Origin of the sequence: Parasphingopyxis sp. (assembly GCF_028279465.1) — a bacterium.
GTDB lineage: Bacteria > Pseudomonadota > Alphaproteobacteria > Sphingomonadales > Sphingomonadaceae > Parasphingopyxis.
This window is the reverse complement of record NZ_JANQNS010000008.1, coordinates 67,963-92,681: the sequence shown is the minus strand read 5'-3', so window position 1 is coordinate 92,681 and position 24,719 is coordinate 67,963. Positions and strand designations below refer to the sequence as shown.

Genomic DNA, 24,719 nt, shown 5'->3' with positions numbered 1-24,719 from the left:
CTGGCCCGCCAACGGCGCATTGCCGCCCCTGCCCCACCACCCTATAGGCTTGCTCCATGCAGCGGCTTTTCCACCGCGATACGGTGCCCGACGACTTGAGGGGCGGCGTTATCGCGCTCGGCAATTTCGACGGCTTTCACCGGGGGCATCAGGCCGTGGCCGCCCGCGCCGTCCATCATGCACATGACGACAAACGGCCGGTGATCATCGCCACCTTCGATCCCCATCCGGTGCGTCATTTTCAGCCCGACGCCCCGCCCTTCCGCCTGACGACGCTCGACCAGCGCGAAGAGCTGTTCCGCGAGGCCGGCGCGGACGCGATGATGGTGTTCGAGTTCGGCGACGAGCTGGCCGGAACCGCGGCGGAGAGCTTTATCGCGGACATATTGCTCGATCGGTTCGGTGTCGCCGGCGTCGTCACCGGCAACGATTTCGTATTCGGCAAGGGGCGGAAGGGCGATGTCGTGATGCTCGCCGAATTCGCGAAAGCGCGCGGCTTTTTCACCGAAATCGCTGCGCCGGTGAACGAAGGCGAGGCAGTCATTTCTTCGAGCCGCATTCGTGAGGCGCTCAAGGCCGGCGATTGCGAGACGGCGACCCATCTTCTGACGCGGCCGTTCACCATCGAAGGCGCGGTCGAGCATGGCGCAAAACAGGGCCGCGAGCTCGGCTATCCGACCGCCAACATCCGGCTCGGCAGCTATATCCGGCCCAAATACGGGATCTACGCGGTGCGGGGCCGCCTGCCGGACGGGCGCATGCTGAACGGCGCGGCCAATCTCGGCATCCGCCCGAGCTTCGATCCGCCCGTCGAGCTGCTCGAACCCCATTTCTTCGATTTCGACGGCGATCTCTACGGCGAGACCATCGCCGTCGAGCTCGTCAGCTTCATCCGCGACGAGGCGAAGTTCGACACGCTCGGCGCGCTCAAGGCGCAAATGGCCGAGGATTGCGCAGAGGCGGAGCGGCGGCTGACGCGGCACGTGCTGTGACCTTCTCCCCTTGTGGGAGAAGGATATGGAGCCTTAACGACGCAGGAGTTTAGGCGGAGTTGGACGAGGGGTTCGTCCCTATCCGATAGGTTAGAACCCCTCACCCAGCTCCGACTAGCTTCGCTTTGCTCAGCAAGTCTCCACATCCCTCTCCCAAAAGGGGAGAGGAAAATATATGGACGCCCCGGCCCTTGCCCCTTACATCGCCCCAAATGTCCGAACAGCCCGATTATAAAGACACGGTTTTCCTGCCGAAGACCGACTTCCCGATGAAGGCGGGGCTCGCGCAGAAAGAGCCCGGCATCCTTGCGCGCTGGGAAGAGCAGGACCTGTACGGCAAGCTGCGCGAGGCGCGGAAGGGCCGCGAGAAATTCATCCTGCATGACGGCCCGCCCTATGCGAACGGCAACATCCATATCGGCCATTCGCTGAACAAGATCTTGAAGGATCTCGTCGTGCGGAGCCAGTCGCTGCTCGGCAAGGACGCGCCCTATGTGCCGGGCTGGGATTGTCATGGCCTGCCGATCGAATGGAAGATCGAGGAGCAGTATCGCAAGAAAAAGCGCTCCAAAGACGACGTGCCGACCGAAGAGTTCCGCAAGGAATGCCGCGATTATGCCGACCATTGGGTCAATGTGCAGCGCGAAGAGTTCAAGCGGCTCGGCGTGCTCGGCGAATGGGACAAGCCCTATCTGACCATGGATTTCGACGCCGAGGCCGTGATCGTCGAGGAGTTCCTGAAATTCGCCGAAAGCGGCCAGCTCTATCGCGGCGCGAAGCCGGTCATGTGGAGCCCGGTCGAGAAGACCGCGCTCGCCGAGGCCGAGGTCGAATATGCCGATATTACGAGCACGCAGATCGATGTGACGTTCAAGATCACCGAAAGCCCGATCGAGGAACTGGTCGGTGCGCATGCCGTCATCTGGACGACGACGCCCTGGACGATCCCGGTCAACCAGGCGATCGCATACGGTGAAGATATTGAATACGTAGTGGTATATGTCGCCGACCCTCGTGATACTGCGACCGAGGTTGACCAATGTTTCTTGATTGCAAAAGCGTTGGTCGACGAGTTCTTGCAACGCTTCCCGGCGGACGTATGCCCAACTCAGTTTGAGAGCCTAGGAGAAAGATGGAGTATTAGTGGCTCCGAACTTGCAGGCACCATCGCCCGCCATCCGATGCATCATCTCGGCGGTTTCTTCGCTGCGCCACGCCCCTTTATCGCGGCCGATCATGTGACGACCGAGGCCGGCACGGGCCTTGTCCATATGGCGCCCGATCATGGCGAGGAGGATTTCTTCGCGTGCAAGGATCATGGCATCGATCCGGTCTTCGCGGTCGAGGATGATGGCGTCTATCGCGAGGACTGGCTCTGGCTGCCGCGCGGCGACGAGCGCGCGGGCAATGTCATCAACAAGCGGTTCAACTCCGCCGAGGGCCCGATCTGCGCGGATTTGCGCGAAGCCGGGGCGCTACTCTCCGCCTCCGACGATTTCGAGCACAGCTATCCGCATAGCTGGCGGTCCAAGGCCAAGGTCATCTATCGCTGCACCCCGCAATGGTTCGTGCGGATGGACTCCCCCCTCCCGCCTGCGGGAGGGGGTCAGGGGGTGGGCGAGGCCATCTCCATCGATGACGTGATAGAAATCGAGGAAGAAGAACCCACCCCTAACCCCTCCCGCAAGCGGGAGGGGAACATGGTGCGCGGCCACGCCAAGGGCATCGGCCCGACCTTGCGCGAGATCGCGCTGTCCGAAATCGACAAGACCCGCTTCATCCCCGAACGCGGCCATAAACGCCTGCGCTCCATGGTCGAAGGGCGGCCGGACTGGGTGCTGTCGCGCCAGCGCGCCTGGGGCGTGCCGATCACACTCTACGTAGACAAAAACGGCAATTATCTAAACGATCCCGAGGTGAATGCGCGTATCGTCGAAGCCGTGCGCGACGGCGGGGCCGATGCCTGGTTCGCCGCCGATCATCAGGCGCTGCTCGGCAATCGCTACGATCTCGACGATTATGAGGTCGTCACGGACATCTTGGACGTCTGGTTCGACAGCGGCTCGACCCATGCGTTCGTGCTCGAGAGCGACAACTGGCCGGACCTCGATTCCCCAGCCGATCTCTATCTCGAAGGTTCCGACCAGCATCGCGGCTGGTTCCAGTCGAGCCTGCTCGAGAGCTGCGGCACGCGCGGCCGCGCGCCGTATAAAGAGGTGCTCACCCACGGCATGACGCTCGACGCCAAGGGCAAGAAAATGTCGAAGAGCCTCGGCAATACGCTCGATCCGCAGAAGATTATCGACGTGAACGGCGCCGATATCCTGCGCCTCTGGGCCTCGACTGTCGATTTCACCGAGGACCACCGGATCGGCCCGGAAATCCTCAAGGGCGTCACCGACATGTACCGCAAGCTGCGGAACAGTTTTCGCTATATGCTCGGCGCGCTATCGGATTTCGACGAGAGCGAGAGGACGGCCCTCGCCGATATGCCCGAACTCGAACGCTATGTGCTCCACCTGCTGACCGAGCTCGATGGGACGCTGAAGGACGCGGTCAATGACTATGCTTTCAACCGCTATGCCCGCGCGCTGACCGATTTCGCCAACGAAGACCTCTCCGCCTTCTTCTTCGATATCCGCAAGGATTGTCTCTATTGCGATGTTGGAGAAAGCCTGCCAGCGGGAACGGCGAAGCGGCAGGCCTATCGGACGGTGCTCGATATCCTGTTCCACGCGCTGGTACGTTACGCCTCGCCGGTCCTCTGCTTCACGGCGGAGGAAGTGTGGCAGACGCGCTATCCGGATGCCGGGTCAATCCATCTGGAGGAATGGCCGGAGATCGAGGCGGCATGGGCAGATGCGGCGCTCGGCGAAAAATGGACCGCCATCCGCGAAGCCCGGGAACAGGTGACCGAGGCGATCGAACCGCTGCGGCGCGACAAGGTAATCCGGTCCAGCCTCGAAGCGGAAGTGGCCATGCCGGCGGTAGACGGGATTTCCGCCGAAGATATGAGCGAAATCTGCATCGTGGCGGATACGAAGTATGAAAGCGACACCGTGAAAGTGATTAAGACCAGCCATCACAAATGCGGCCGCTGCTGGCGCCTGCTGCCCGATGTAGCCGAAGACGGCGCATTGTGCGGCCGATGCGATTCCATGGTGAATGGCTGAACCGGTGCGGAATTCGGACGTATACCCTGTGGCTTTTGTGGCTTTTGGAGCGCCGTGCGGAGATTTAAGTGAATAGCGCATGTAACCCCCGGCCTGTGTCAACCAGTGTCAACCAGGCGGCTACGGTATGAGCGAAACCAAGGGCTTACGCCGCAGCACCATGCTCGGCTATCTGCTCGCCGCAATCATATTTGTCGTCGATCAGGTTTCGAAATACTGGATCATCACGCTGCTCCAGCTCCCCCAGCGCGGGCAGATCGAGCTGCTGACGATCCTCAATTTCACCTGGGTCGAAAATCGCGGCGTATCGCTTGGCATGCTGGCCGCATCCTCCGATACGCAGCGCTGGATGCTCGTTGCGCTGACCGGCGCGATCTCGCTCGGCGTCGCGATCTGGATCTGGCGGGAAAAGCGCGCCGGCGACGTGTTTGCGCTCGGCATGGTGCTGGGCGGCGCGCTCGGCAATATCGTGGATCGCATCCGCTTCGGCTATGTCGCGGACTTCATCGATCTGCATTTTGGGGACTTTCAGCCCTTTTTGGTCTTCAATGTCGCGGATGCGTCGATTACCATCGGGGTTGTGATTTTGGTGTTGCGGGCTTTTCTGCTACGCGACAAGCCTGAACCGGCGGAGACAGAGTAATGCGTAAAATGATGGTGGCGACGAGCCTCGTGGTGATGGGCGCAACCCTTTCGGCCTGCAGCATTTTTGGCGGCAGCCGGGACCGGCCGGACGAGTTTCTCGTATCGCGCTCCGCGCCGCTCGTAATCCCGCCCGATTTCAACCTGACCCCGCCGCGCCCCGGTGAACCAGCCGCCCGCGGCGCCGATTCGAGTACCCAGGCGCTACAGGCCATGTTCGGCGGACCCGCGCCGCGCAGCGCGGCCGAAGCGGCGCTCGTCAATCAGGCGGACCCGGAATCGGCCGCTGCCGGTATCCGCAGTACGGTCGGCGATCCGGACACCCAGGCGGTCGATTACGGTTCGACGACGCGCGATATCCTGAACGCGCCCGAAGGCGACGCGCCCGAAGCGACGGTTTCCACGCCGCAATAGGGCGATAGCGGCGGGGCGAACACGCGGTGGGCGCCCTCCTCTTCCGCCGCCTGCTGACCGCGATACCGACGCTGCTCGGCGTCGTCATTCTCTCCTTCGTGCTCATGCGGCTGGCGCCCGGCGGGCCGTTCGATGGCGAACGCGCGCTCGACGACGACACCCGCGCCGCGCTCGATGCGGCCTATGGGCTGGACCTGCCGCTCGGCGAACAGATCGCGCTCTATGTCGGCCGGCTGATCCGCGGTGATTTCGGGCCGAGCCTCGTCTATCGCGACTTCACGGTGAGCGAGTTGATCGCGCAGGGCTTGCCCGTATCGCTCACCATCGGCGGGCTCGCGCTGCTGCTGGCCTGCGCCCTCGGCATGGGCGGCGGGCTTGGGGCGGCGGTACGCGCCGGGCGCTGGCAGGACGAGGCGATCATGGGGCTGGCGACATTGCTGACCGCCCTGCCTGTCTTCGTCACCGGGCCGCTCTTCGTGTTGATTTTCGCGCTGGGCCTTGGCTGGCTGCCGGTCTCGGGCTGGGAGCCGGGCAGTCCGTCGCATCTCGTGCTGCCCGTGGTAGCGCTGTCCCTGCCCTTTGCCGGCGCCATCGCCAAGCTGACGCGCGCGGGGCTCGCCAAGGCGCTGAACGAAGATCATGTGCGCACGGCCCGCGCGCGGGGCCTTGCCGAGCGGCAGGTGATCGCGCGCCACGCGCTGCGGCCGGCGCTCGTCCCCGTCGCCAGCTATCTTGGACCGGCGGCGGCCGGCCTGCTCACTGGCGCGGTCATCATCGAAACCGTGTTCGCCCTGCCCGGCCTCGGCCGCTATTTCGTGCAGGGCGCGCTTAACCGGGATTACCCCCTCGTGCTCGGCGTGGTGACACTCTATGCCGGCCTGATTATCCTGTTCAATCTGGTCGCCGACCTGATTTACGGCTGGCTCGACCCAAGGATGCGCGCGGAATGACGGCGTCGCGCATCTCGCTCGGCATTGTCGCCATAATCGCCCTTGCCGCGTTGTTCGTGCCGCCGTTCCTCCCCTGGACGCATAGCGCGATCGACTGGGACGCGGTGCGCGCGCCGCTCTTTTCGACCGGGCATCTATTCGGCACCGACTCGGTCGGGCGCGATCTGCTCGCTCGCACACTGGTCGGCACACGCGTCACGCTGGCCGTGGCGTTGGCGGCTGCACTCGTCGCACTCGTTATCGGCACGGCCTGGGGCGCGATTGCCGGCTGGATCGGTGGGCGCACGGACGAGATCATGATGCGGATCGTGGATGGCTTGTACGCCCTGCCCTTCATGTTCGTCGTCATCCTGCTGATGGTCGTGTTCGGGCGCAACATCGTGCTGGTCTTCATCGGCATCGGCGCCGTCGAATGGCTGACGATGGCACGCGTTGTGCGCGGACAGGTGATTGCACTCAAGGAGCGGCCGTTCGTAACCGCAGCCGAAGCGGCCGGCGCACCCGCCAACCGTATCCTGACAGGCCATATCCTGCCTAATGTCGCGGGCGTGGCGCTCGCCTATCTGCTGCTCACAGTCCCGCAGGTCGTCATGGTGGAGAGCTTTCTCTCGTTTCTGGGTTTGGGCGTGCAGGAGCCGCTGACCTCGCTCGGCATACTCGTCAAGGAAGGCGCGGACGATATGGATATCCAGCCGCATGCGCTGCTGATTCCCGGCGGCGTGCTCGTGCTGATCATCGTCTGCCTCACCATCGCGGGCGAGCGGCTGCGCGACAGGCTCTCGCAATGAGCCTCTATGTCGTTGAAGAGTTGAGCGCGCGGATCGGCGACACAGTGATCGTCGACACTGTCAGCTTCGCGGTCGAAGCGGGGCAGTGCGTCGCACTGGTCGGCGCATCGGGATCGGGCAAGAGTCAGACCTGCCTAGCGCCATTCGGCCTGTCGCCTGCCGTGCCGAGCGGTTCGACCCAGCTTGACGGCGTCGAGCTTGTCGGCGCGGACGCAGCGACGCTGCGCGCAATCCGCGGCCGGGATGTCGGATTCGTCTTCCAGCACCCGCTGACCGCCTTGACGCCGCATCTCACAATCGGCGCACAACTGACTGAAAGCTGGACACGATCGGGCGCGCCAACGCCGTCGCGTGCCGATATGGTCGCCGCGTTGGACCGTGTCGCCCTTGATGCGCCAGAGGATCGGCTCGATCAGTTTCCCCACCGGCTATCGGGCGGGCAGCGGCAACGCGCGCTCATCGCCATGGCCATCGCGCACCGTCCGAAACTGCTAATCGCGGACGAACCGACAAGCGCGCTCGACGCCAGCCTGCGCGCGGAGATCATGGCCTTGCTGGACGAGCTGCGGCGCGAGCATGACATGGCCTTGCTGCTGGTCAGTCATGATCTCGCCGCCGTCGCCAGCCATGCGGATAGCGTGGTGATGCTGCGCGATGGGCGGGTCGAGGAGAGCGGGCCGGCCGCCGATATTCTGGCTGCCCCGCGCAGCGATTATGGCCGCGCGCTGGTCGCCGCCACACCGAAACTCGCAGACTCGGCACCCGCTTTGCCCGAGACCGGCGCACCGTTGCTGCATGCCGAAAATGTGAGCGTGTCCTTCAGGCGACCCGGATGGCGGCGCGACCGGTTGCAGGCTGTGTCGGGCGCCTCGCTGGCTCTTGCGGAAGGCGAAGCATTGGCGTTGGTCGGCGGTTCGGGCTCGGGCAAATCGACCCTGGCGCGCGCCATCGCACGACTGGGACCACTGGATACCGGCACCGTCCGGTGGCGGAGCGAGCCGCTACCCGAGCGCAAACGCATGACCACACATCATCGGCGGCTGATCCAGCCCGTCTTTCAGGACCCGGTCGCCAGTCTCGATCCGCAATGGCGCGTATCCGATATCATCGCCGAGCCGCTCAAGCATCTGCGGCCTGACCTTGCCGAATGGGGGCGGGCGGGCGCGGTGAAACAGTTGTTGCAGGAGGTCGATCTGCCCGCGGATTTCGCCGATCGCTTCCCGCGCGAACTATCGGGCGGCCAGGCCCAGCGCGTCGCGATTGCCCGAGCACTCGCCGTCGAGCCTGAAATGCTGTTGCTGGACGAGGCCACATCGGCGCTCGATGTGCTGGTGGCCGGCCGGGTGCTCGATCTGCTTGAGAAGCTTCAGCATGAGCGCGACTTGGCGCTTCTCTTCATCACCCACGATCTCGCCGTGGCAAAACGGCTCTGTCATCGGATCGCCGTGATGGATGCAGGCCAAATCATAGAGGAAGGGCCGACGGAGCAAATCATTACCGCGCCGGCTCATCCGATTACGCAAAAGCTGGTCGCCGCGTCCTAGAAAGCCACGCCGAGCGTTCCGACGACCGTGCCGTCGGTCAGCGGAGTGTTCACAGCCGTATCGACATAGGCAACGCCGATGGACAAAATCCCGAACGCCGCTTCGATACCGAGCGACCAGTCGACATAATCATTGTCATTGTCGATCGAGAGGCTGCCATTCGTATAGCCGAGATGGCCGCTAACCGTGAACGGCGTTCCCGGAATGCCAACGCTCGCATCGGTATAGATGTAGAGATTGTCGTCATTACCGATCGAATTCTGGCTCGGCGCCCATGCCACGCCGGTGGTGATCTCGGCCGGGCCGATCGCATAGGCCAGCGAAGCATAGGGCTCGACATAATCGGCATCGCCGACATTCCCGTTCGGATAGAGATAGGCCAGCACGCCGACATCGAGCGTCAGGCCGGACGTGATTTCGCCGGACCAGCCCGCATAGATATCGAGTTCCGTATGACCGAAAACGGGACTGTCCTCGATCGAAGACGCCCATGTGCCGACATAGAAGCCGCTGTCATGTTCAAGATCGATGCCGCCCTGGATCGCGATATCTTCGTCGGAGAAGGACACGCCGCGGAACCGGTAATCGGTCACCAGCGCGGCATTGCCCGAGACGCTGAAGCCGCCGCCCAGATCGTTCGCGTGAGCGGGTGCCGCTATCGCCGTCGACGCTAGAAGAGCGAGGCCGAGAATGGAGTTGCGCATAATATGTCCTTTATAGTCGAATGCATCTACATTCGTCCCTGCGCACTCCTCAATCTCTGTCCTGATACGGCGGATCGATAAAGCGTATGATTGTGATCATGCACAAATTCGCATCCGCACACAACGATATTACTCAGATTACCGGAAATTCGAAACGGTATGTTGCTGCACTGCAACAATTTGGTGCGGCGCAGAATGCTTAGGCGATTATTAGCAGCTTTGCGCGACAACCGCCCCGATCACGGAGAAAAGGCCGCATGACCGCGCAGGATCGCATCGCTGAACGGATACCGGAATCCCCGGAACTCGAGCGGATTCCGCAACTCTACGCAATTCTCGAAATCGCCAGACGGATGGCGCGCAGCGAAGGCGAAAAGGCGGATATTCCGAGCGAGAGCAGTTTGCGCCACGCCTATATCCGCGCACCCGGAATCGCGAAAAAGCGATTCGATGCAGTGACAGCCGATGCGGCGCGCGCCGCGACAGGCGGTGCGCAAGCCCTGCTCGGCGAAGGCGAAGATCGCGCCGCTGCGGCCGGCCGTCTTGCCGATCATCTACGGCACGAACTGGCGCAGCTCGCCCGTATCGTCGGTCTTTAATCGTCCATTGGCGGCGGGGTCGCGGTCTTGATCGCGACGCCGTCGGGGGGCAACGCCTCCGCTCCACTTTTCGGCCATTCCTTGATGTGCAGATCGCGTTGCGGGAACGGAATCTCGATGCCGTTTTCCTGAAACTTGTTCCAGATGCGCGCATAAATATCGCCGCGGACATTGCCGACACCGCCTTCGGGATCCTTGATCCAGATCCTGAGCTCGAAATTGACCGAGGAATCGCCGAACTCGACGATCCAGCAACGCGCCTTCGGGCTGTTAAGCACCCGGTCGCTCTCGTCCGCCGTTTCCAGCATCAGCTTCCGGGCAAGGTCGAGATCGGCGTCATAGGATACACCGATCGGGATATTCACGCGAACCTCAAGGCTCGAATAGGACCAGTTCTCAACCTCTTCGGTCATCAGGATTTCGTTCGGGATCAGATGCTCCTTGCCGTCGCGCGTAATGATCGAAACGGCGCGGATGCCGATCTTGTTGACCCAGCCGAAACTGTCGCCGACGGCGATCACGTCGCCCGGTTTGATCGAACGGTCCATCAACAGAATGATCCCGGCAATGAGATTGCCGATCGTCTTCTGCATGCCGAAGCCGATGGCGAGACCGAACGCACCGCCAAAAAAGGCGAGTGCGGTCAGGTCGATACCGAGAATATCGATACCGACGAAGAAGGCGACGACGATGATGACGATCATCGCGATCTTGTCGGCAAGCAGCTTTTGCGCGGGATCAAGGGCGGACGACCGCTGGATCGAGTGACTGATCACCCGGCGCACGATCCGCACGATCGCGAACAGCACCAGGCCGGTAACGGCGATGGTCAGCAAGGTCAGCAGCGAGATGCGCGTATCGCCGACATCGACGCCAATCCGGTCAAGAACCAGCGTTACGCGCTCCAGACCGCCCACGGCGTTCGAAAGGATGAGCGCAAAGGTAAATACGCCCGCCGCCACGGCTATCCAGCGTGCAAAGCCGCTCGCACGGATGATGTGCCAGACGAGATAGGCCGCGCAGATACCCCAACCCGCGCCGATGATCAGATCGGTATAGGTCCACCAATCGAACGAGAAGAAGGCGATGGCGAGGACGATCGAAACCGACGCATGATAGATGATCTTGACCATGCGGTTGGCCAAGCCTTCCGCCCGCTCGCCGACGACCCGCTCCCAAAAGCCCTTGAGATGCTTGCCCGAGAGCCGGCTGATAACCCAGCCCAGCGCCATGCCGATGCCAACTATCGCGAACCCGAGGATCGCGGCGAGCCAGTTAAGGTCCGCCGGGAGCGGGATACCCGCGCGCGTCAGCAGTGCGATTATCTCCTGCATGCCGCCTTCTCGTATCTTTCCAGCCCCTTCGCAAGATCGGCGATCAGATCGTCGGGGTCTTCCAAGCCGATATTGAGTCGGATGACTGGGCCTTCGGCCTGCCAGCGAGTCGCCGTGCGATCCGGCGTCGGATCGACCGGCAGCGCCAGACTTTCATATCCGCCCCAGCTATAGCCGATCCCGAACAATGCGAGATTGTCGACAAAGGCCGCGACGGCCTCTTCGCCGCCGCCATCCATCACAAACGAGAACAGGCCGGCCGCGCCGGAAAAATCGCGCTGCCAGACTTCATGGCCCGGGCAATCGGGGAGCGCCGGATGCAGAATGCGCGCGACCTGCGGCTGCTCGGCCAGCCAGCGCGCGACTTTCAAGCCACCCGCCTCATGCTGCCGCATACGCACGTCGAGCGTTCTGAGACCGCGGAGCGCGAGATAGGCATCGTCGGGCGAAACGACTTGACCAAGCTGCTGCGCCGTCCGCCGCACCCGCGCCCAATATTTCTCATGCGTCGTCACCGAACCGAGCATCACGTCGCTATGGCCGACAATATATTTGGTGCCGGCGAGGATCGCGATATCGACGCCCTGTTCGATGGCCCGGAAGAAATGCGCGGCCGCCCAGGTATTATCGAGCAGCGTCGTAATCCCGCGTTCCTTCGCCACGGCGCAGATCGCCGGGACATCCTGCACTTCGAAGGTCAGGCTGCCTGGGCTTTCCATCATGATCGCGCGCGTTTTCTCGCAGATCAGATCGGAGATCCCGGCACCGACAAGTGGGTCGTAGTAGCGCGTCTCCACGCCCCATTTCTTCAGGAACGCCTCGGCATAGCTGCGTGTCGGGTCGTAACTGCTATCGGCCATCAGCAGGACATCGCCGGGCCGCAAAACGGCAAGCAGCGCGCAAGCGATGGCGGCCACGCCCGACGGGAAGAGCATAGTGCCGCAGGCCCCGGGCTCCATCTCGGTCAGCGCTTCGGCGAGCGCCCATTGGGTCGGCGAGCCGCGCCGGCCGTAAAAGAATTGCCCGTCTTCATTGGAACTCTTGCGCGCGCGCAGATCGGCGACGGTATCGTAGAGATGCGTGCTCGCGCGCCAGACCGGCGGGTTCACAACCGCGCCCGTCCATTCCTTGCGCCGACCGCCGGTTACGAGGCGGGTCGGTGGCTTGTTATCCGATGAGCCGCCGCTCACGCGGCTCCGGTCGCTTTTTCGGTATCGGACTGGCTGCCCCATTCGGCCCAGCTGCCGTCATAGAGCGCGACATCGGTCTTGCCGAGCAGCTTCGCGCCGAACAGCAGCACGGCCGCCGTCGTACCGCCGCCGCAGGTTGTCACCATGGGTTTTTCGAGATCGACGCCGGCCGCTTCGAACGCCGCTTTCAGATCGTCGCCGCGTTTCCAGGTCCCGTCCTCGTTGAAGAGATTGGAGTGCGGCACATTCTTCGAACCGGGAATATGGCCGGGCGCGATATCGGGGCGGGGCTCCGGGCCTTCGCCCTTGAACCGCGCTTCGGGCCGTGCATCGACGATTTCGGTCTCGTCGGAGCCGGTCAGCGCTTTCATCGCCGCCAGATCGCGAACCCCGCTATCATCATGAAAGGGCGTGAAATGGCGATGGCGGACCTGCTGCTTGCCCTGGTCCACGGCATTGCCTTCCGCCTTCCATTTGGCGAGACCGCCGTCGAGTATAGCGACATTGTGCGCGCCGAACACGTCCTTCGTCATCCACCAGGCGCGTGCAGCGCTGTGCAGCGGCGAATTGTCGTAGATGACGATCCGGCTGCCATCGCCGACACCGAGCGACTGCATCCGGCTCGCAAACTTCTCCGCCGAGGGCAACATACCGGGCAGCGGACTGGACGTATCGCGGATCTCGTCTAGATCCATGAACACGGCGCCGGGAATATGTTCAAAGCCGTGTTCGGCTTTCGCATCGCGTCCGGAATCCGGGAGGAACTGGGTCGCATCGATGATGTGCAGATCGCTGGCGCCGAGTTCTCCGGCCAACCATTCGGTCGAAACGAGCATGTCCATGGGCGATGATTTCCTGCCTTGAGTGTCGAGTCCCGAATTTCTTAGCTTTGGCCTTAGCTGCGGGCAATGCCTAGTCGAGAGACTCCAGAAAAGCCCGGGCACTATTACGGAGCGCGACCTTCTCGCCCTTCTCCTTCTTCTCCCATGTCCGATACGGCATGGCGAGACGGCGATTGTCGCCGAGCTTGTCCTCGTTTCGTGCAAGGAAATCCCAGTAGAGCGCATTGAACGGGCAGGCATTGTCGCCCGTCTTCGCCTTCACGTCATAACGGCAATGGCTACAATAGTCAGACATCTTGTTGATATAATTGCCCGACGCCGCATAGGGTTTGGACGCCAGCAGCCCGCCATCGGCGAATTGGCTCATGCCGACAGTGTTCGGCACTTCCACCCATTCATAGGCGTCGGCATAGACTTCCAGATACCAGATATGGAGCTGGTGTGGATTGACGCCCGCCAGAAGGGCGAAGGTGCCGGTGATCATCAGGCGTTGGATGTGGTGCGCATAGGCGTGGTCGAGTGTCTGACCGATCGCCTGGGACAGGCAATGCATATCCGTATCGCCCGAATAGTAGAAATCGGGCAGATCGCGATCGGCATCGAAGAAGTTGTTCTCCACATAGTCCGCCCCCTCGCGCCAATAGATGCCGCGCACATATTCGCGCCAGCCGATGATCTGGCGGATGAATCCCTCGACCGCGTTGAGCGGCGCGTCGCCATCCTGATATTTTTTCTCCGCTTCGCGGCACAGATCGAGCGGATCGAGCAAGCCGATGTTCAGGTACGGCGAAAGCAGCGAGTGATAGAGAAACGGCTCCCCTGTCAGCATCGCGTCCTGATAGTCGCCGAAACGCGACAGGCATTCGTCGAGGAAGCGGCGGCGCGCGCGCAACGCTTCTTCGCGTGTCACGGCGAACTGGAAGTGATCGAGACTGCCCGGATGATCGGCGAACCGCTCGGCGACGAGATCGAATACCTCCCGCGTCGTCTCGTCCCGCCGAAAGGCGATCGGCTTTGGCATGAACAGGTCCTGGTCCGCTGGCTTGCGATTGTCCTGATCGTAATTCCACTTGCCGCCTTCGGGTTTGTCGCCATCCATCAACAGGCCCGTCTTGCGCCGCATCTCGCGATAGAAATATTCCATGCGCAGCTGTTTGCGGCCCTCGGCCCAGGCTTCGAATTCGGCATGATCGCAAAGAAAGCGGGTGTCGGGACAAATCTCGACCGGAATGCCAAACTTCTCTTCCCACTCGTCCAACATCGTACGGACCCGCCATTCGCCGGGTTCGGTCACGCGGATGGCGGCGGGATCGTGGCGTTCGATGGCGCGCGCAATTTCCCCGGAAAAGCTGCCGCTATTGTCGGCATCGTCGAGCTTCACATAGTCGACCGTCCAGCCGCGATCCCGCATATCGGCGGCATGGTGCCGCATCGCGGCGAGGATGAACGCGATCTTCGCCTTGTGATGCCGCACATAGCTGGTCTCGTCATCGACCTCCATCAGCAGCAGCACGGTGTTCCCGGCGTCTACATCATCCAGCGACGAGAGATCGCGGCTCAACTGGTCGCCGAGGAGCGGTATCAGGATGGGCTTGGAACTCGCCATGGTCAGCGGGTCGCGCGGATGGGCCCACGCATCAACCCGTCCGAATGATCATGTCGTGCGGACGTTGAGCATCCGGCAGCCAATCCCGCGAAACTGGCCGAACCCGCGTTCGAGCCAGAAGGGCTGCATTTTCGGCCGGGGCGGTTCGAGCTCCCGCCCGACCAGCATCGTCGCGTGCATCTCATGCACCACGCCATCCGCGTCGCGATAGCGCGGCATCATGTCGACGATTGGCACGAGCATCGCCTTGCCGTCCGACTGAACGGGTTTGTATGTCTTCGGATCGAGCCGGATCTGCGCGCTATGGATACACTCTTCACCGGGCGCGAGCGTCTCGAGGTTGACACAGGCCTCCCCGGCATCCGGTTCCGTCGCCATGGCCGCATTGTCGGCGGAGCGAATGCCGAGCCTGACAGCGATATCGCTGAGCGTCTCATCGCTCACATTTGTGAGCACCAAACGATAGGCGAGCGTAAGGCCCAGACTGGAAAGTCGCGCGGTCAGAGGCACGAAATCGATCTCGATCCGCGAGGGACGATCTTCTTGCGCCGAAGCGACCGGGGGCTGTGCGGCGGGCGTCGGTGCAGCGGGCGCCAGTCCAGCAGGCGGCAGAGCGGTGGGCGGCCCCTTGGCAACGGGCGTGGGCGCACGCGCAGGAACCGCTTCCGGTTCGGGCTCGGGTTCTTTCGCCAAAACGGGTTCACGCAGGGGCTGTTCTTCAACTGCCCGTTCGCGTACCTTGCGTCGCAACAGGAAAAGTGCGGCGAGAGCGGCCAGCCCGAATATCCCGGCAAGCCATATCCACCATGGCATGCCCTCTTCGCCTTGCGGCGTCGACGCGGGCATGGGTGTGGCATCGGCTGGCTCGACCGGCGCGAGCGGAGCGCTTTCGGCGATTGCAGAGGGCTGCGTTTCGGGCGTAGCTTGAGGCTCAAGACCTGGCGAGGCTGCCGTCGTCTGTCCCCTCGCAGGTGGTTGGGTGGCAGGCCGCTCGGCGGCTGGCTGCGGATCGGACTGCGCCGTTGCGGGTGCGGGATCGTTTTGGGTCGGCACTGGCGCAGGGCGCGTCACAACCGGTGGAGGTGTGTCATCCTCCTGGCCCAGCAATCGCGGCGCAGGCATACCTGGCGCGCGCGGACCTTGCACCTCGGGTTGCGGCTGCGGCCGCTGCTCGCCGGGCTGCAGATCGAAGACCGGGGCCTGACGCGCGACAGCGCCCGTGTCCTCCGCTTCCTGCGCCATCGCCGCCGCCACTGGCGTCATCGCGCCGATCGCCAGGCCGAGCCAATATGCCAATAGCCGTTTCACGGGTTGCGTCCCTATCCTGTTCCCCGCTCGATATCGACCCGGATCAAAGCCGATACGCGTTAATCGCCGATGAACCGTGCAGCAGGAATGACATGAAGCGGCAGATAGCCTAGATGGGCGGTCATGGAACCTACCCATCTCGGCAAGACATCCGCGCTGCCCGCTTCGCCGGAAGAAGCGGTGCTCGACTATGTCCCCAACCCGCGCGCCGGAGAGCTTTATCTCGTGCGCTTCGCCGCGCCTGAATTCACCTCGCTGTGCCCGGTTACGAGCCAGCCCGATTTCGCGCATCTCGTCATCGATTATACGCCAGGCGAGACGATAGTTGAGAGCAAATCTCTAAAACTGTTTCTCGGAAGCTTCCGTAACCATCAGACATTCCACGAAGATTGCACGGTCGGCATCGGCAAGCGCCTGTTCGAAGAGATGCGGCCGCAATGGCTGCGGATCGGCGGCTATTGGTATCCGCGCGGTGGGATTCCGATCGACGTATTCTGGCAATCGAGCCCGCCGCCCGAAGGGCTATGGCTACCCGACCAGGGCGTCGCCCCCTATCGCGGACGCGGCTGAGCATGACGCATATTCTCTACGGCGCACCAGTTTCGCTCTATTCGGGGAAGGCGCGCGCCTATCTCGATTGGAAAGGCGTCGATTACCGCGAAGAGCTTTGCACGCCGGACATTCAGCGTTCGATCGTGATCCCCCATGTCGGGCGGCCGGTGATGCCCGTAGTCCAGAAGGACGACGGCACGATCCTCCAGGATACGACCGTCATCATCGATCATTTCGAAGCGATAACGGATGGCCCGAGCGTCTATCCCGAAACGCCGGTCCAGAAGCTCATCGCCCTGCTGTTCGAACTTTATGGAGACGAATGGCTGGTGATCCCGGCGATGCACTATCGTTGGAATTACAACGAAGAGTGGGTCTATGGCGAATTCGGCAAGATCGCCCTGCCCGAAGGCTCGCCGCAGGAACAATATGATAAGGGCAGGGAAAATGGAGCCCGGTTCAAAGGGTTCGTGCCGATGCTCGGCATTACGCCCGAAACCATTCCCGGCATCGAAGCAAGCTACGAGGCGCTGCTTGGAGAATTGGACGCACATTTCGCCGTCCATGACTATCTGCTCGGCACGCGTCCTTCGATCGGAGATTATGGGCTGATCGGCCCGCTCTATGCACATCTCTATCGCGACCCGAAATCAGGTGAGTTGATGAAAAGGCTCGCGCCCAACGTCGCGCGCTGGGTCGAGCGCATGGTCGAGGTCGAAAATCCACGATCCGGCGAATTTCTGCCCGACGACGAAATTCCGGAAACGCTTCTACCCGTCGTGATCCGGATGCTCGAAGAGCAGTTCCCGTATCTAGGCGCTCTGGCGCATCTTTATGCCGATTGGGCGAAGGCCAACCCCGGCGCCGACATTCCCCGCGCAGTCGGCATGGCGCCTTTCACGATTGCAGGGGTCAAGGGCGAGCGCGCGGCCACGACCTTTTCGCTCTGGATGCTCCAACGTCCGCTCGACCATTATCGCAGCCTGAAGGGTGCAGTCCGCGAGAGAGCGCGGGACGTTCTCGATCATGGCGACGGCGAGCTGTTTCGCAATTTCATCCTGCGCGCGCGCGTTCGTTTCGAGAATCACATACTCAGCCAGGATTAAAGACGCTTCACCGTATTTCGTTCATTGTCGCTTTACTGACATGAATGTAAACTATAAATGGCCTGCCAGCGTAACAGAGTAGCGAAACCGTGACCGACACCACCCTGCCCCGCCACGACCATCCGATCGCCGTCGAATCGGACGATATCGATTTCATGGGTCATGTAAACAACGCCAATTATCTCAAATGGGTGCAGGAAGCCGTGCTCGCCCATTGGCAGAAGATCGCCCCGCCCCAGGCCGTAGCCGCCCATCTCTGGGTCGCGCTCAAGCATGAGATCACCTATCGCAAGCCCGCCTTTCTGGACGATACGGTCATCGCATCGGTGGTGGTCGAAAAGGTGCAGGGTGCAAGCGCCTTCTACGACACGGTGATCAAGCGTGGCGAGGAGGTGCTGGCCGAAGTGAAATCGCGCTGGTGCTGCATCGATGCCGATACCCAGCGGCCCAAATATATCGCGCGCGACATCGCCGCGCTGTTCCTGCCTGAAAAAGCCGAGCGCTAGCGCAGCAATCCACCCAATACGCCGCGTATAAAGCCCGACGCGCCGGGTACGCCCAGCTTGTCTGCAATCTCGCGACTGAGCACCCCGCCCGCCGCCGAAGCCGCGGTTTGCGTCGGATTGGCGCGGCTCGACCGGCCGGTCAGCGTGCGGCCGAGCTTGCGGCCCGCGGACGACATGCCGGAACGCACCGCCGCATCGCGCATGCGTTCGACCAGTCCCTTTGACTTGCGCGAGCGCTTGCGGACGGCCTCTTCGCCCCGCTCCTCGGCCTCCTGCGCGGTTTCCGTTGCGTCCTGCGCCTTTTGTTCCAGCAACTCGGCAGCGGACTCGCGGTCGACGCGCTCGGCATAGACATCGCCGATCGGAGACGCCGCGATAATCGCCGCGCGCTCGCCGGTCGAAATCGGTCCCATGCGCGAATAAGGCGGCCGGATCAGCGTGCGCTCGACCGGAGACGGTGCACCATCCTCCATCAGCGTCGAAACCAACGCCTCACCGACCTTGAGCTCGGTGATCGCCGTTTCGACATCGAGATCGGGATTGATCCGGAAGGTCTCGGCCGCCGCCTTGATCGCCCGTTTGTCGCGCGGCGTGAAGGCGCGCAGCGCATGCTGGATGCGATTGCCGAGCTGCCCGGCCACTTTCTCCGGAATATCGATCGGATTCTGCGTGATGAAGAAAACGCCAATCCCTTTTGAGCGGATCAGGCGCACCACCTGTTCGATCTTGTCCTGCAAGGCGTCGGGCGCGTCGTCGAACAGCAGATGCGCTTCGTCGAAAAAGAAGACGAGTTTCGGTTTATCCGGATCGCCAACCTCGGGAAGCGATTCGAACAATTCGCTCATCAGCCAGAGCAGGAAGGTGGCGTAGAGCTTGGGATTCTCCATCAGCTTATCAGCCATCAGCATATTGACGAAGCCGCGCCCCTGATCATCGGTACGGAAGAAATCGTCGATATCGAGCGCGGGCTCACCGAAAAACTCGGCCGCGCCCTGATTGTCGAACTGCAGGAGTTTGCGCTGGATCGCACCGACGCTCTGCCGCGCGACATTGCCGTAGCGCGCGGACAAGTCTTTCGCATTTTCCGACGTCGCGACCATCATCGCCTGCAGGTCTTCGAGATCGAGCAGCAGCATTCCCTCATCGTCTGCATAGCGGAACGCGATCTCCAGCACGCCTTGCTGTGCGTCGGTCAGGTCCATCAAACGGCCGAGGAGCAGCGGCCCCATCTCGCTGATCGTCGTACGGATCGGATGGCCCTTCTGGCCGTACAAATCCCAGAAGATCGTCGGGCTGTCGGCGTAGCCATAGTCTTCGAGACCGATCGTCTCGGCGCGTTCGACCAATTTGTCATGATGCTTGAAACTCTCGCTGCCCGGCATCGCGACGCCTGACAGATCGCCCTTTACGTCAGCCACGAACACGGGCACGCCCGCATTCGAAAAGCTCTCGCACAAGCCCTGCACCGTGACCGTCTTGCCGGTGCCGGTCGCGCCGGCGATCAGGCCGTGCCGGTTGGCGCGCGCCAGATTGAGATATTGTTTTTCGCCGCCACCGAGCCCGAGAAAAACCCCTGCCGAGTCAGCCATAGATACGTCCCCTCATAGTCGGGAAAACGATACCGGGCGGCATCGCCGATGCAAGCCAGGAGAACGGCCCCGCCGCATAAAGGCAACGGGGCCTTCTATTCTAGTCGAGGAAATCGACGCCGATAAAGGCCGGCGGCGTATTGCCGCGCTGGCGCAGCAGCAGCACCGAAGGCCGCCCGGCGCGCTGAGCTTCGCGGATGACCCGCACAGCATCGGACGGCTGCAGCGTCGCGGTGCGGTTGATCGACAGGATCACATCGCCGCGGCGGATATTCTGCTGGGCCGCATCGCTCGACGGATCGACCTGGTTGACGACCAGACCGCGCACGCCGCTCGGCACGCCGATCTGGCGGGCAATCTGCGGCGTCAGCGTCTGGAAGCCGATACCTATAGCCTCCATCGTCGCCTCGGATTCATCGCTGCCCGGTTCTTCCTTAGTCGGTTCTTCGAGCGTGTCTTCGTCCTCTTGGCCCTGCTGGGCGCGGCGGAGAAGCTCCTCGTCGGTCGGGCGTTCGCCCATCGTTGCCGTGACGCGGATGCGCTCGCCATCGCGGATCAGCACGATAGGCACGCGCGACCCGACGGGCAGGTTCGCGACAATGTAGGACAGCGTATCGTCCGGCGTCACATCGCGGTTATTGACGCTGACGATGACATCGCCCTGGCGGATACCGGCCGCTTCGGCCGCTTCACCCGGTTCAACTCGCGCGACGATCTCACCGCGATTGGCTGGCAGGCCGAGCGAATCGGCAATCGCGTCGGTCATCGGCTGAATGCTGACGCCGAGATAGCCGCGCTGCACGCGCTCACCGCGCATCAGCGTTTCGACGATCGGCCGCGCTTCGGATGCCGGAATTGCAAAACCGATGCCGACATTGCCACCGGTCGGCGAGAAGATCGCGCTGTTGATACCGACGACATTGCCCTGAATATCGAACATCGGGCCGCCGGAATTGCCCTGGTTGATGGACGCGTCGGTCTGAATATAGCGGTCATAGGCGCCGCCCTGCCCGATCGTGCGCTGCAGCGCCGAAACGATGCCCGCCGTGACCGTTCCGCCGAGGCCGAACGGGTTGCCGATCGCGATCACCCAGTCGCCGACGCGCAGATCGTCGGAATCGCCGAACTCGACAAAGGGCAGGTTATCGCCATCGATCTTCAGCACGGCGAGGTCGGACGAGGGATCCCGGCCCACAACCCGCGCCTCATATTCGGTACGGTCGGACAGTATCACCGTGATGGTGTCCACCGGATCGCCGCCCGGCCGCCCATTGCGGCTGCGCGAAGAAATCACGTGATTGTTCGTCACGACGAAGCCGTCCGCCGAAATGATGAAACCCGAGCCGAGCGAGGTCGCTTCACGCGTGATCGGTCCGTTATCGCCGCGGCGGCCAAACTGCCGGAAGAAATCGTCGAACGGGCTGCCGGAAAACGGGTTGCGCCGCTGTATCTCGATCGTCTGAGTCGTGGAAATGTTGACGACGGCCGGTGCGAGCCTCTCCGTTAGGTCGGCAAAACTGCCGGGCGCGCTGACCTGCGGCATGGTTGTCGGCGCATTCTGCGCAACCTGGGCGCCGACCGGCTGTTGCAGCGCCAGTGTCGCTGCCGTTCCGCTGGCCAGAAGAATTCCTGTTATCGCATAAGCGTAACGCACGGTCATAATTCTCCAATCTCTCCGCTAAATCTTTTACGACACCTGTCTGTGAGCTGCGGAATAGCGCCTTAACACATATTGAACATAGGGTATTGCGCTGTCGTTGGTCGAACCGTCAGCGCAGTCCACGGAATTGACGCAGATATTCGTTGTCCGGCGACATGACGATCGCCGCCTCGCCATCGTCTGGTCCCGCCGGCCGATCGATCCCGAATGTCGCGCGGTAGGATTCCATCGCGCGGTAGAAATCATAAAAATCGGGGTCCGCGCCGAAGGCTTCCGCATAGGTCCGCGCCGCTTCGGCATCGGCTTCCGCACGGATGATCTGCGCCTGCTTCGCGCCCTGCGCCTCGATCGTCAGCGCTTCCTGTTCACGCGCGGAGCGCATCCGCCGATAGGCGGATTCCAGCGGCTGGCCCTCGGGCAGGTCGGCGCGCTTGATCCGCACATCGACGATTTCCGCGCCATATTGGCGCGCGGCAAGGTTCAGACTGTCCTGGATATTGTCCATAACCTGGCCGCGTTCCGGGCTCAGCAGCGCCGCGAAGGGCCGGCGGCCAAGCTCGTTTCTGAGCGAGGAAGCGAGGATCGGGCGTAGCGCTTCGCTCACCCGCTCCTCGGTCCGCGCCGAAATGTACATCTGCAACGGATCGACGATCCGATAGCGGGCAAAGGCGTCCACCTGCAGGCGGAGCTGATCGGTCGAGAGCACCTGCTGGCGCTCCATCTCGACGCTCTGGATGCGCCGGTCGATCCACACGACCTGATCCACAAACGGAATATGCGCCATCAGCCCTGCGCTACCCGACCCGAATGTTTCGCCGGGCTGATAGCGGTTCACGATCCGGTCGGGTTCGCCGAAGCGCACGATCACGGCCTGACGCGTTTCCGGAACGATCGAGAAAGAACTCAGGACCAGAACGATCAGCACGACGCCGAGAATGGCATAGGCGATAGGGTTACGCGCGACGCGGGTTGCGATGCTCATTGCGTTTCTCCTGCCTCGGGCGCGGGCGTCGCCTGCTGGCGTACCCGGCGCTGCACTTCGGGCAGCGGCAAGTAGGGCGTTACGCCGTCCGCTTCGACAATCGTGATGTTCACGCTGCCGAGGATGCGCTCCATCGTTTCATAATACATGCGGCGGCGCGTCACTTCGGGGGCGAGGCGGTATTCCTCATAGACCCGCGTAAAGGCGGCCGACTCACCCTGGGCCCGGGCGGTCAGCTGCTGCGCATAGGCGCGTGCGTTATTGAGATAGGTTTGGGCCGTCTGCTGCGCGGCGGACACACGGCGGAAGCTCTCTTCCACCGCGGACGGCGGATCGGCTTCTTCGATCGCGACGCCCTGCACGAGCACACCCGCGCCATAGCCATCGAGCAGTTCCTGCATCAGAGCCTGCACGCGTTGTTCGATTTCGCCGCGACCCGCGCCGATGGCGTCGTCCAGCGTCACGCGCGCGATCACAGCACGCATCGCGCTTTCGGCGACCTCGCGGATCGTCTCCTCGGGATTGACGATCTGGAACAGATAATTTTGCGGTTCCTTGATGTTCCAGCGAATCTGATAGGCGAGATCGACGATATTCTGGTCGCCGGTCAGCACGCGATTCTCCGCGTCGGCGCCGGTTCCGCCGATATCGATCGTGCGGATATTGTCGACATCGATGATCTGCACTCGGTCGATCGGCGCAGGGAAGGAGAAGTTTGGCCCCGGCTGATAAGTACCGACATAATTGCCGAAGCGCGTCAGCACGCCGCGTTCCTGCGGACCGACCAGATGGAAGGAGGTGAAGAAAATCCAGAGCGCCACGAGCAGGATAATCGCCCAGAACCAGATCGGCCGGCCGCCAAATGTCGGCAGGTCCGGGCCACGGCCACCGCCGCCGCCCCATTGCGTGCGGCCGCGTTTCAGAAGCTCGTCGAGCGCGGTCGGACCGCCCTGGCCGCCGGACGGGCGTTTGCGCGGCGGTTGGGACCATGGGTTTTTGGGGCCGTCATCGCCCCCGCCCCCCGAACCGTTACCGCCCGAGCCATTGCTGCCCGATCCGCCGCCGCCGCGGCCACCCCAAGGACCACGGCCCTCGCTATTGAAAATGGAGCCAATTCTGGCGCCCAGACCTGTAAAAACGCTCATGAGCCTCTTTATAGGAACCCTTTCCGGGAAAAACAGTGTCATTTGGTGTTGGGCTTCCTATTTGATCGATATGACAGACATCGCCGATCAGCTCTCCGCCGCCCTGAACGCCATCGCCGATCCAGTCTCGGGCAAGGGCCTTATCGATTCCGGCCGCGCACCCGCACCACGCTTCACCGATGGTATCGCGAGCGTCATCCTCGACGTGACTGATATCAACGCCGACAAACGCGCGCTGATCGAGGCAGACATCAACCGCGCGCTCGGCGCGATAGCAGGCGTCGAAAAAGTGCGCGTCGCCATGACCAGCAAACGCACGACGCGGCGGATCATCGCCGTTGGCTCGGGCAAGGGCGGTGTCGGCAAATCGACGCTGTCCGCCAATCTCGCCATCGCGCTGGCGCGCCGGGGCCTTAGGATCGGGCTGATCGATGCGGACATATACGGACCGTCCCAGCCGCGCCTGCTGAGCGTCGAAGATCGCAAGCCGACCGCCACCGAGCATAAGAAGCTCGTGCCGGTGCCGACCGATTTCGGAATCGGGATGCTCAGCATGGGGCAACTCGTGAAGCCCGGCCAGGCGATCGCCTGGCGCGGACCGATGGCCGGCAAGGCGTTGGGCCAGCTTATCGATGCCGAATGGGGCGATACCGAAACGCTGATTATCGACCTGCCACCCGGCACCGGCGACGTGCAGCTCACTATGGTGCAGAAATACAAGCCGGCGGGCGCGATCATCGTTTCGACACCACAAGACCTTGCCCTGATCGACGCCAAGCGGGCCATCCATCTGTTCGAGGAAGCCGATGTGCCGATTATCGGGCTTGTCGAGAATATGGCCGGCTATGAATGCCCGGCCTGTGGCGCGATTTCGAACCCGTTCGGGACGGGCGGCGCCGAAGCGGCAGCGGAAGAACTCGGCTTCGATTTCCTCGGCCGCATCCCGCTGGATCTCGGAATCCGGACCGCTTCAGATGAGGGCATTCCGCCGGCGGCGAGCAATGGCAGCGGTGCCGGCGCGTTCAACGCCGTCGCAGGGAAGTTGACTGACTGGATAGGTCGATCGCAGTAGCTGCGCCTTTGAAGCCATATG

General features: G+C 62.6%; 22 protein-coding genes. 12 read left to right on the top strand and 10 right to left on the bottom strand.

What is annotated here, in order from left to right; translation table 11 throughout:
- The first annotated feature begins 56 nt into the window (after positions 1 to 56).
- From Q0974_RS04740 to Q0974_RS04710, 7 genes are all read left to right on the top strand, one after another.
- Positions 57 to 992: a bifunctional riboflavin kinase/FAD synthetase gene (locus tag Q0974_RS04740; protein WP_299323247.1), complete on the top strand. Its 936-nt coding sequence runs from the start codon at positions 57 to 59 to the stop codon at positions 990 to 992.
- A gap of 212 nt (positions 993 to 1,204) precedes the next feature.
- Positions 1,205 to 4,165, top strand: coding sequence for an isoleucine--tRNA ligase (ileS, locus tag Q0974_RS04735; protein ID WP_299323244.1), 2,961 nt, complete (start codon positions 1,205 to 1,207; stop codon positions 4,163 to 4,165).
- 127 nt (positions 4,166 to 4,292) lie between these two features.
- Positions 4,293 to 4,808 (top strand): signal peptidase II, encoded by a 516-nt coding sequence (lspA, locus tag Q0974_RS04730; protein WP_299323242.1) that lies wholly within the window; start codon positions 4,293 to 4,295, stop codon positions 4,806 to 4,808.
- Positions 4,808 to 5,221 (top strand): DUF3035 domain-containing protein, encoded by a 414-nt coding sequence (locus tag Q0974_RS04725; protein ID WP_299323241.1) that lies wholly within the window; start codon positions 4,808 to 4,810, stop codon positions 5,219 to 5,221. Before lspA ends, Q0974_RS04725 begins: the two co-directional genes overlap by 1 nt.
- 26 nt (positions 5,222 to 5,247) lie before the next feature.
- Positions 5,248 to 6,171 (top strand): ABC transporter permease, encoded by a 924-nt coding sequence (locus Q0974_RS04720; protein ID WP_299323240.1) that lies wholly within the window; start codon positions 5,248 to 5,250, stop codon positions 6,169 to 6,171.
- Entirely contained in the window at positions 6,168 to 6,959 is a 792-nt protein-coding gene (locus Q0974_RS04715; RefSeq protein WP_299323238.1) for an ABC transporter permease, read from the top strand. The genes Q0974_RS04720 and Q0974_RS04715 overlap by 4 nt, the downstream gene beginning before the upstream one ends.
- A complete protein-coding gene (locus tag Q0974_RS04710) occupies positions 6,956 to 8,503 on the top strand; it encodes an ABC transporter ATP-binding protein (RefSeq protein ID WP_299323236.1) in 1,548 nt (515 codons plus the stop codon). Before Q0974_RS04715 ends, Q0974_RS04710 begins: the two co-directional genes overlap by 4 nt.
- Here Q0974_RS04710 and Q0974_RS04705 read toward each other — a convergent pair.
- Positions 8,500 to 9,207 (bottom strand): TorF family putative porin, encoded by a 708-nt coding sequence (locus Q0974_RS04705; protein WP_299323234.1) that lies wholly within the window; start codon positions 9,205 to 9,207, stop codon positions 8,500 to 8,502. The genes Q0974_RS04710 and Q0974_RS04705 overlap by 4 nt on opposite strands.
- Before the next feature lie 257 nt (positions 9,208 to 9,464).
- Between Q0974_RS04705 and Q0974_RS04700 the strand changes: the two genes are divergently transcribed.
- Entirely contained in the window at positions 9,465 to 9,806 is a 342-nt protein-coding gene (locus tag Q0974_RS04700) for a hypothetical protein (RefSeq protein WP_299323232.1), read from the top strand.
- On the opposite strand, the gene Q0974_RS04695 is transcribed toward Q0974_RS04700, so the two are convergent.
- From Q0974_RS04695 to Q0974_RS04675, 5 genes are all read right to left on the bottom strand, one after another.
- Positions 9,803 to 11,140 carry a mechanosensitive ion channel domain-containing protein gene (locus tag Q0974_RS04695; protein WP_299323230.1) on the bottom strand — a complete coding sequence of 446 codons (1,338 nt, stop codon included), beginning with the start codon at positions 11,138 to 11,140 and terminating at the stop codon, positions 9,803 to 9,805. The genes Q0974_RS04700 and Q0974_RS04695 overlap by 4 nt on opposite strands.
- On the bottom strand, positions 11,128 to 12,372 hold the full coding sequence (metC, locus tag Q0974_RS04690) for a cystathionine beta-lyase (RefSeq protein ID WP_299323227.1): 1,245 nt from the start codon (positions 12,370 to 12,372) through the stop codon (positions 11,128 to 11,130). Before metC ends, Q0974_RS04695 begins: the two co-directional genes overlap by 13 nt.
- Positions 12,327 to 13,172: a 3-mercaptopyruvate sulfurtransferase gene (gene sseA / locus Q0974_RS04685; protein WP_299323226.1), complete on the bottom strand. Its 846-nt coding sequence runs from the start codon at positions 13,170 to 13,172 to the stop codon at positions 12,327 to 12,329. Before sseA ends, metC begins: the two co-directional genes overlap by 46 nt.
- A gap of 70 nt (positions 13,173 to 13,242) precedes the next feature.
- On the bottom strand, positions 13,243 to 14,778 hold the full coding sequence (locus Q0974_RS04680) for a cryptochrome/photolyase family protein (RefSeq protein WP_299323223.1): 1,536 nt from the start codon (positions 14,776 to 14,778) through the stop codon (positions 13,243 to 13,245).
- A 48-nt stretch (positions 14,779 to 14,826) separates the two neighbouring features.
- A complete protein-coding gene (locus Q0974_RS04675) occupies positions 14,827 to 16,086 on the bottom strand; it encodes a hypothetical protein (RefSeq protein ID WP_299323221.1) in 1,260 nt (419 codons plus the stop codon).
- A 123-nt stretch (positions 16,087 to 16,209) separates the two neighbouring features.
- Here Q0974_RS04675 and queF point away from each other — a divergent pair, with 123 nt between their 5' ends.
- From queF to Q0974_RS04660, 3 genes are all read left to right on the top strand, one after another.
- Entirely contained in the window at positions 16,210 to 16,656 is a 447-nt protein-coding gene (gene queF, locus Q0974_RS04670) for a preQ(1) synthase (RefSeq protein ID WP_299323218.1), read from the top strand.
- Between the two features lie 2 nt (positions 16,657 to 16,658).
- The gene (locus Q0974_RS04665) at positions 16,659 to 17,744 is read left to right on the top strand and encodes a glutathione S-transferase family protein (RefSeq protein ID WP_299323217.1); all 1,086 of its coding nucleotides are present in this window, start codon (positions 16,659 to 16,661) and stop codon (positions 17,742 to 17,744) included.
- Positions 17,745 to 17,833: 89 nt separating this feature from the next.
- Positions 17,834 to 18,250, top strand: coding sequence for a thioesterase family protein (locus tag Q0974_RS04660; protein ID WP_299323214.1), 417 nt, complete (start codon positions 17,834 to 17,836; stop codon positions 18,248 to 18,250).
- Here Q0974_RS04660 and Q0974_RS04655 read toward each other — a convergent pair.
- From Q0974_RS04655 to Q0974_RS04640, 4 genes are all read right to left on the bottom strand, one after another.
- On the bottom strand, positions 18,247 to 19,839 hold the full coding sequence (locus tag Q0974_RS04655; RefSeq protein ID WP_299323212.1) for a helicase HerA-like domain-containing protein: 1,593 nt from the start codon (positions 19,837 to 19,839) through the stop codon (positions 18,247 to 18,249). The two genes, Q0974_RS04660 and Q0974_RS04655, sit on opposite strands and share 4 nt — an antisense overlap.
- A 100-nt stretch (positions 19,840 to 19,939) precedes the next feature.
- Complete coding sequence (locus Q0974_RS04650) at positions 19,940 to 21,493, bottom strand: Do family serine endopeptidase (protein ID WP_299323723.1); 1,554 nt, start codon at positions 21,491 to 21,493, stop codon at positions 19,940 to 19,942.
- Between the two features lie 115 nt (positions 21,494 to 21,608).
- Entirely contained in the window at positions 21,609 to 22,481 is an 873-nt protein-coding gene (locus Q0974_RS04645; protein WP_299323210.1) for a protease modulator HflC, read from the bottom strand.
- Positions 22,478 to 23,626, bottom strand: coding sequence for a protease modulator HflK (locus Q0974_RS04640; protein ID WP_299323209.1), 1,149 nt, complete (start codon positions 23,624 to 23,626; stop codon positions 22,478 to 22,480). The genes Q0974_RS04645 and Q0974_RS04640 overlap by 4 nt, the downstream gene beginning before the upstream one ends.
- Before the next feature lie 70 nt (positions 23,627 to 23,696).
- Here Q0974_RS04640 and Q0974_RS04635 point away from each other — a divergent pair, with 70 nt between their 5' ends.
- Positions 23,697 to 24,698 (top strand): Mrp/NBP35 family ATP-binding protein, encoded by a 1,002-nt coding sequence (locus Q0974_RS04635; protein ID WP_299323207.1) that lies wholly within the window; start codon positions 23,697 to 23,699, stop codon positions 24,696 to 24,698.
- The last annotated feature ends 21 nt before the right edge of the window (positions 24,699 to 24,719 follow it).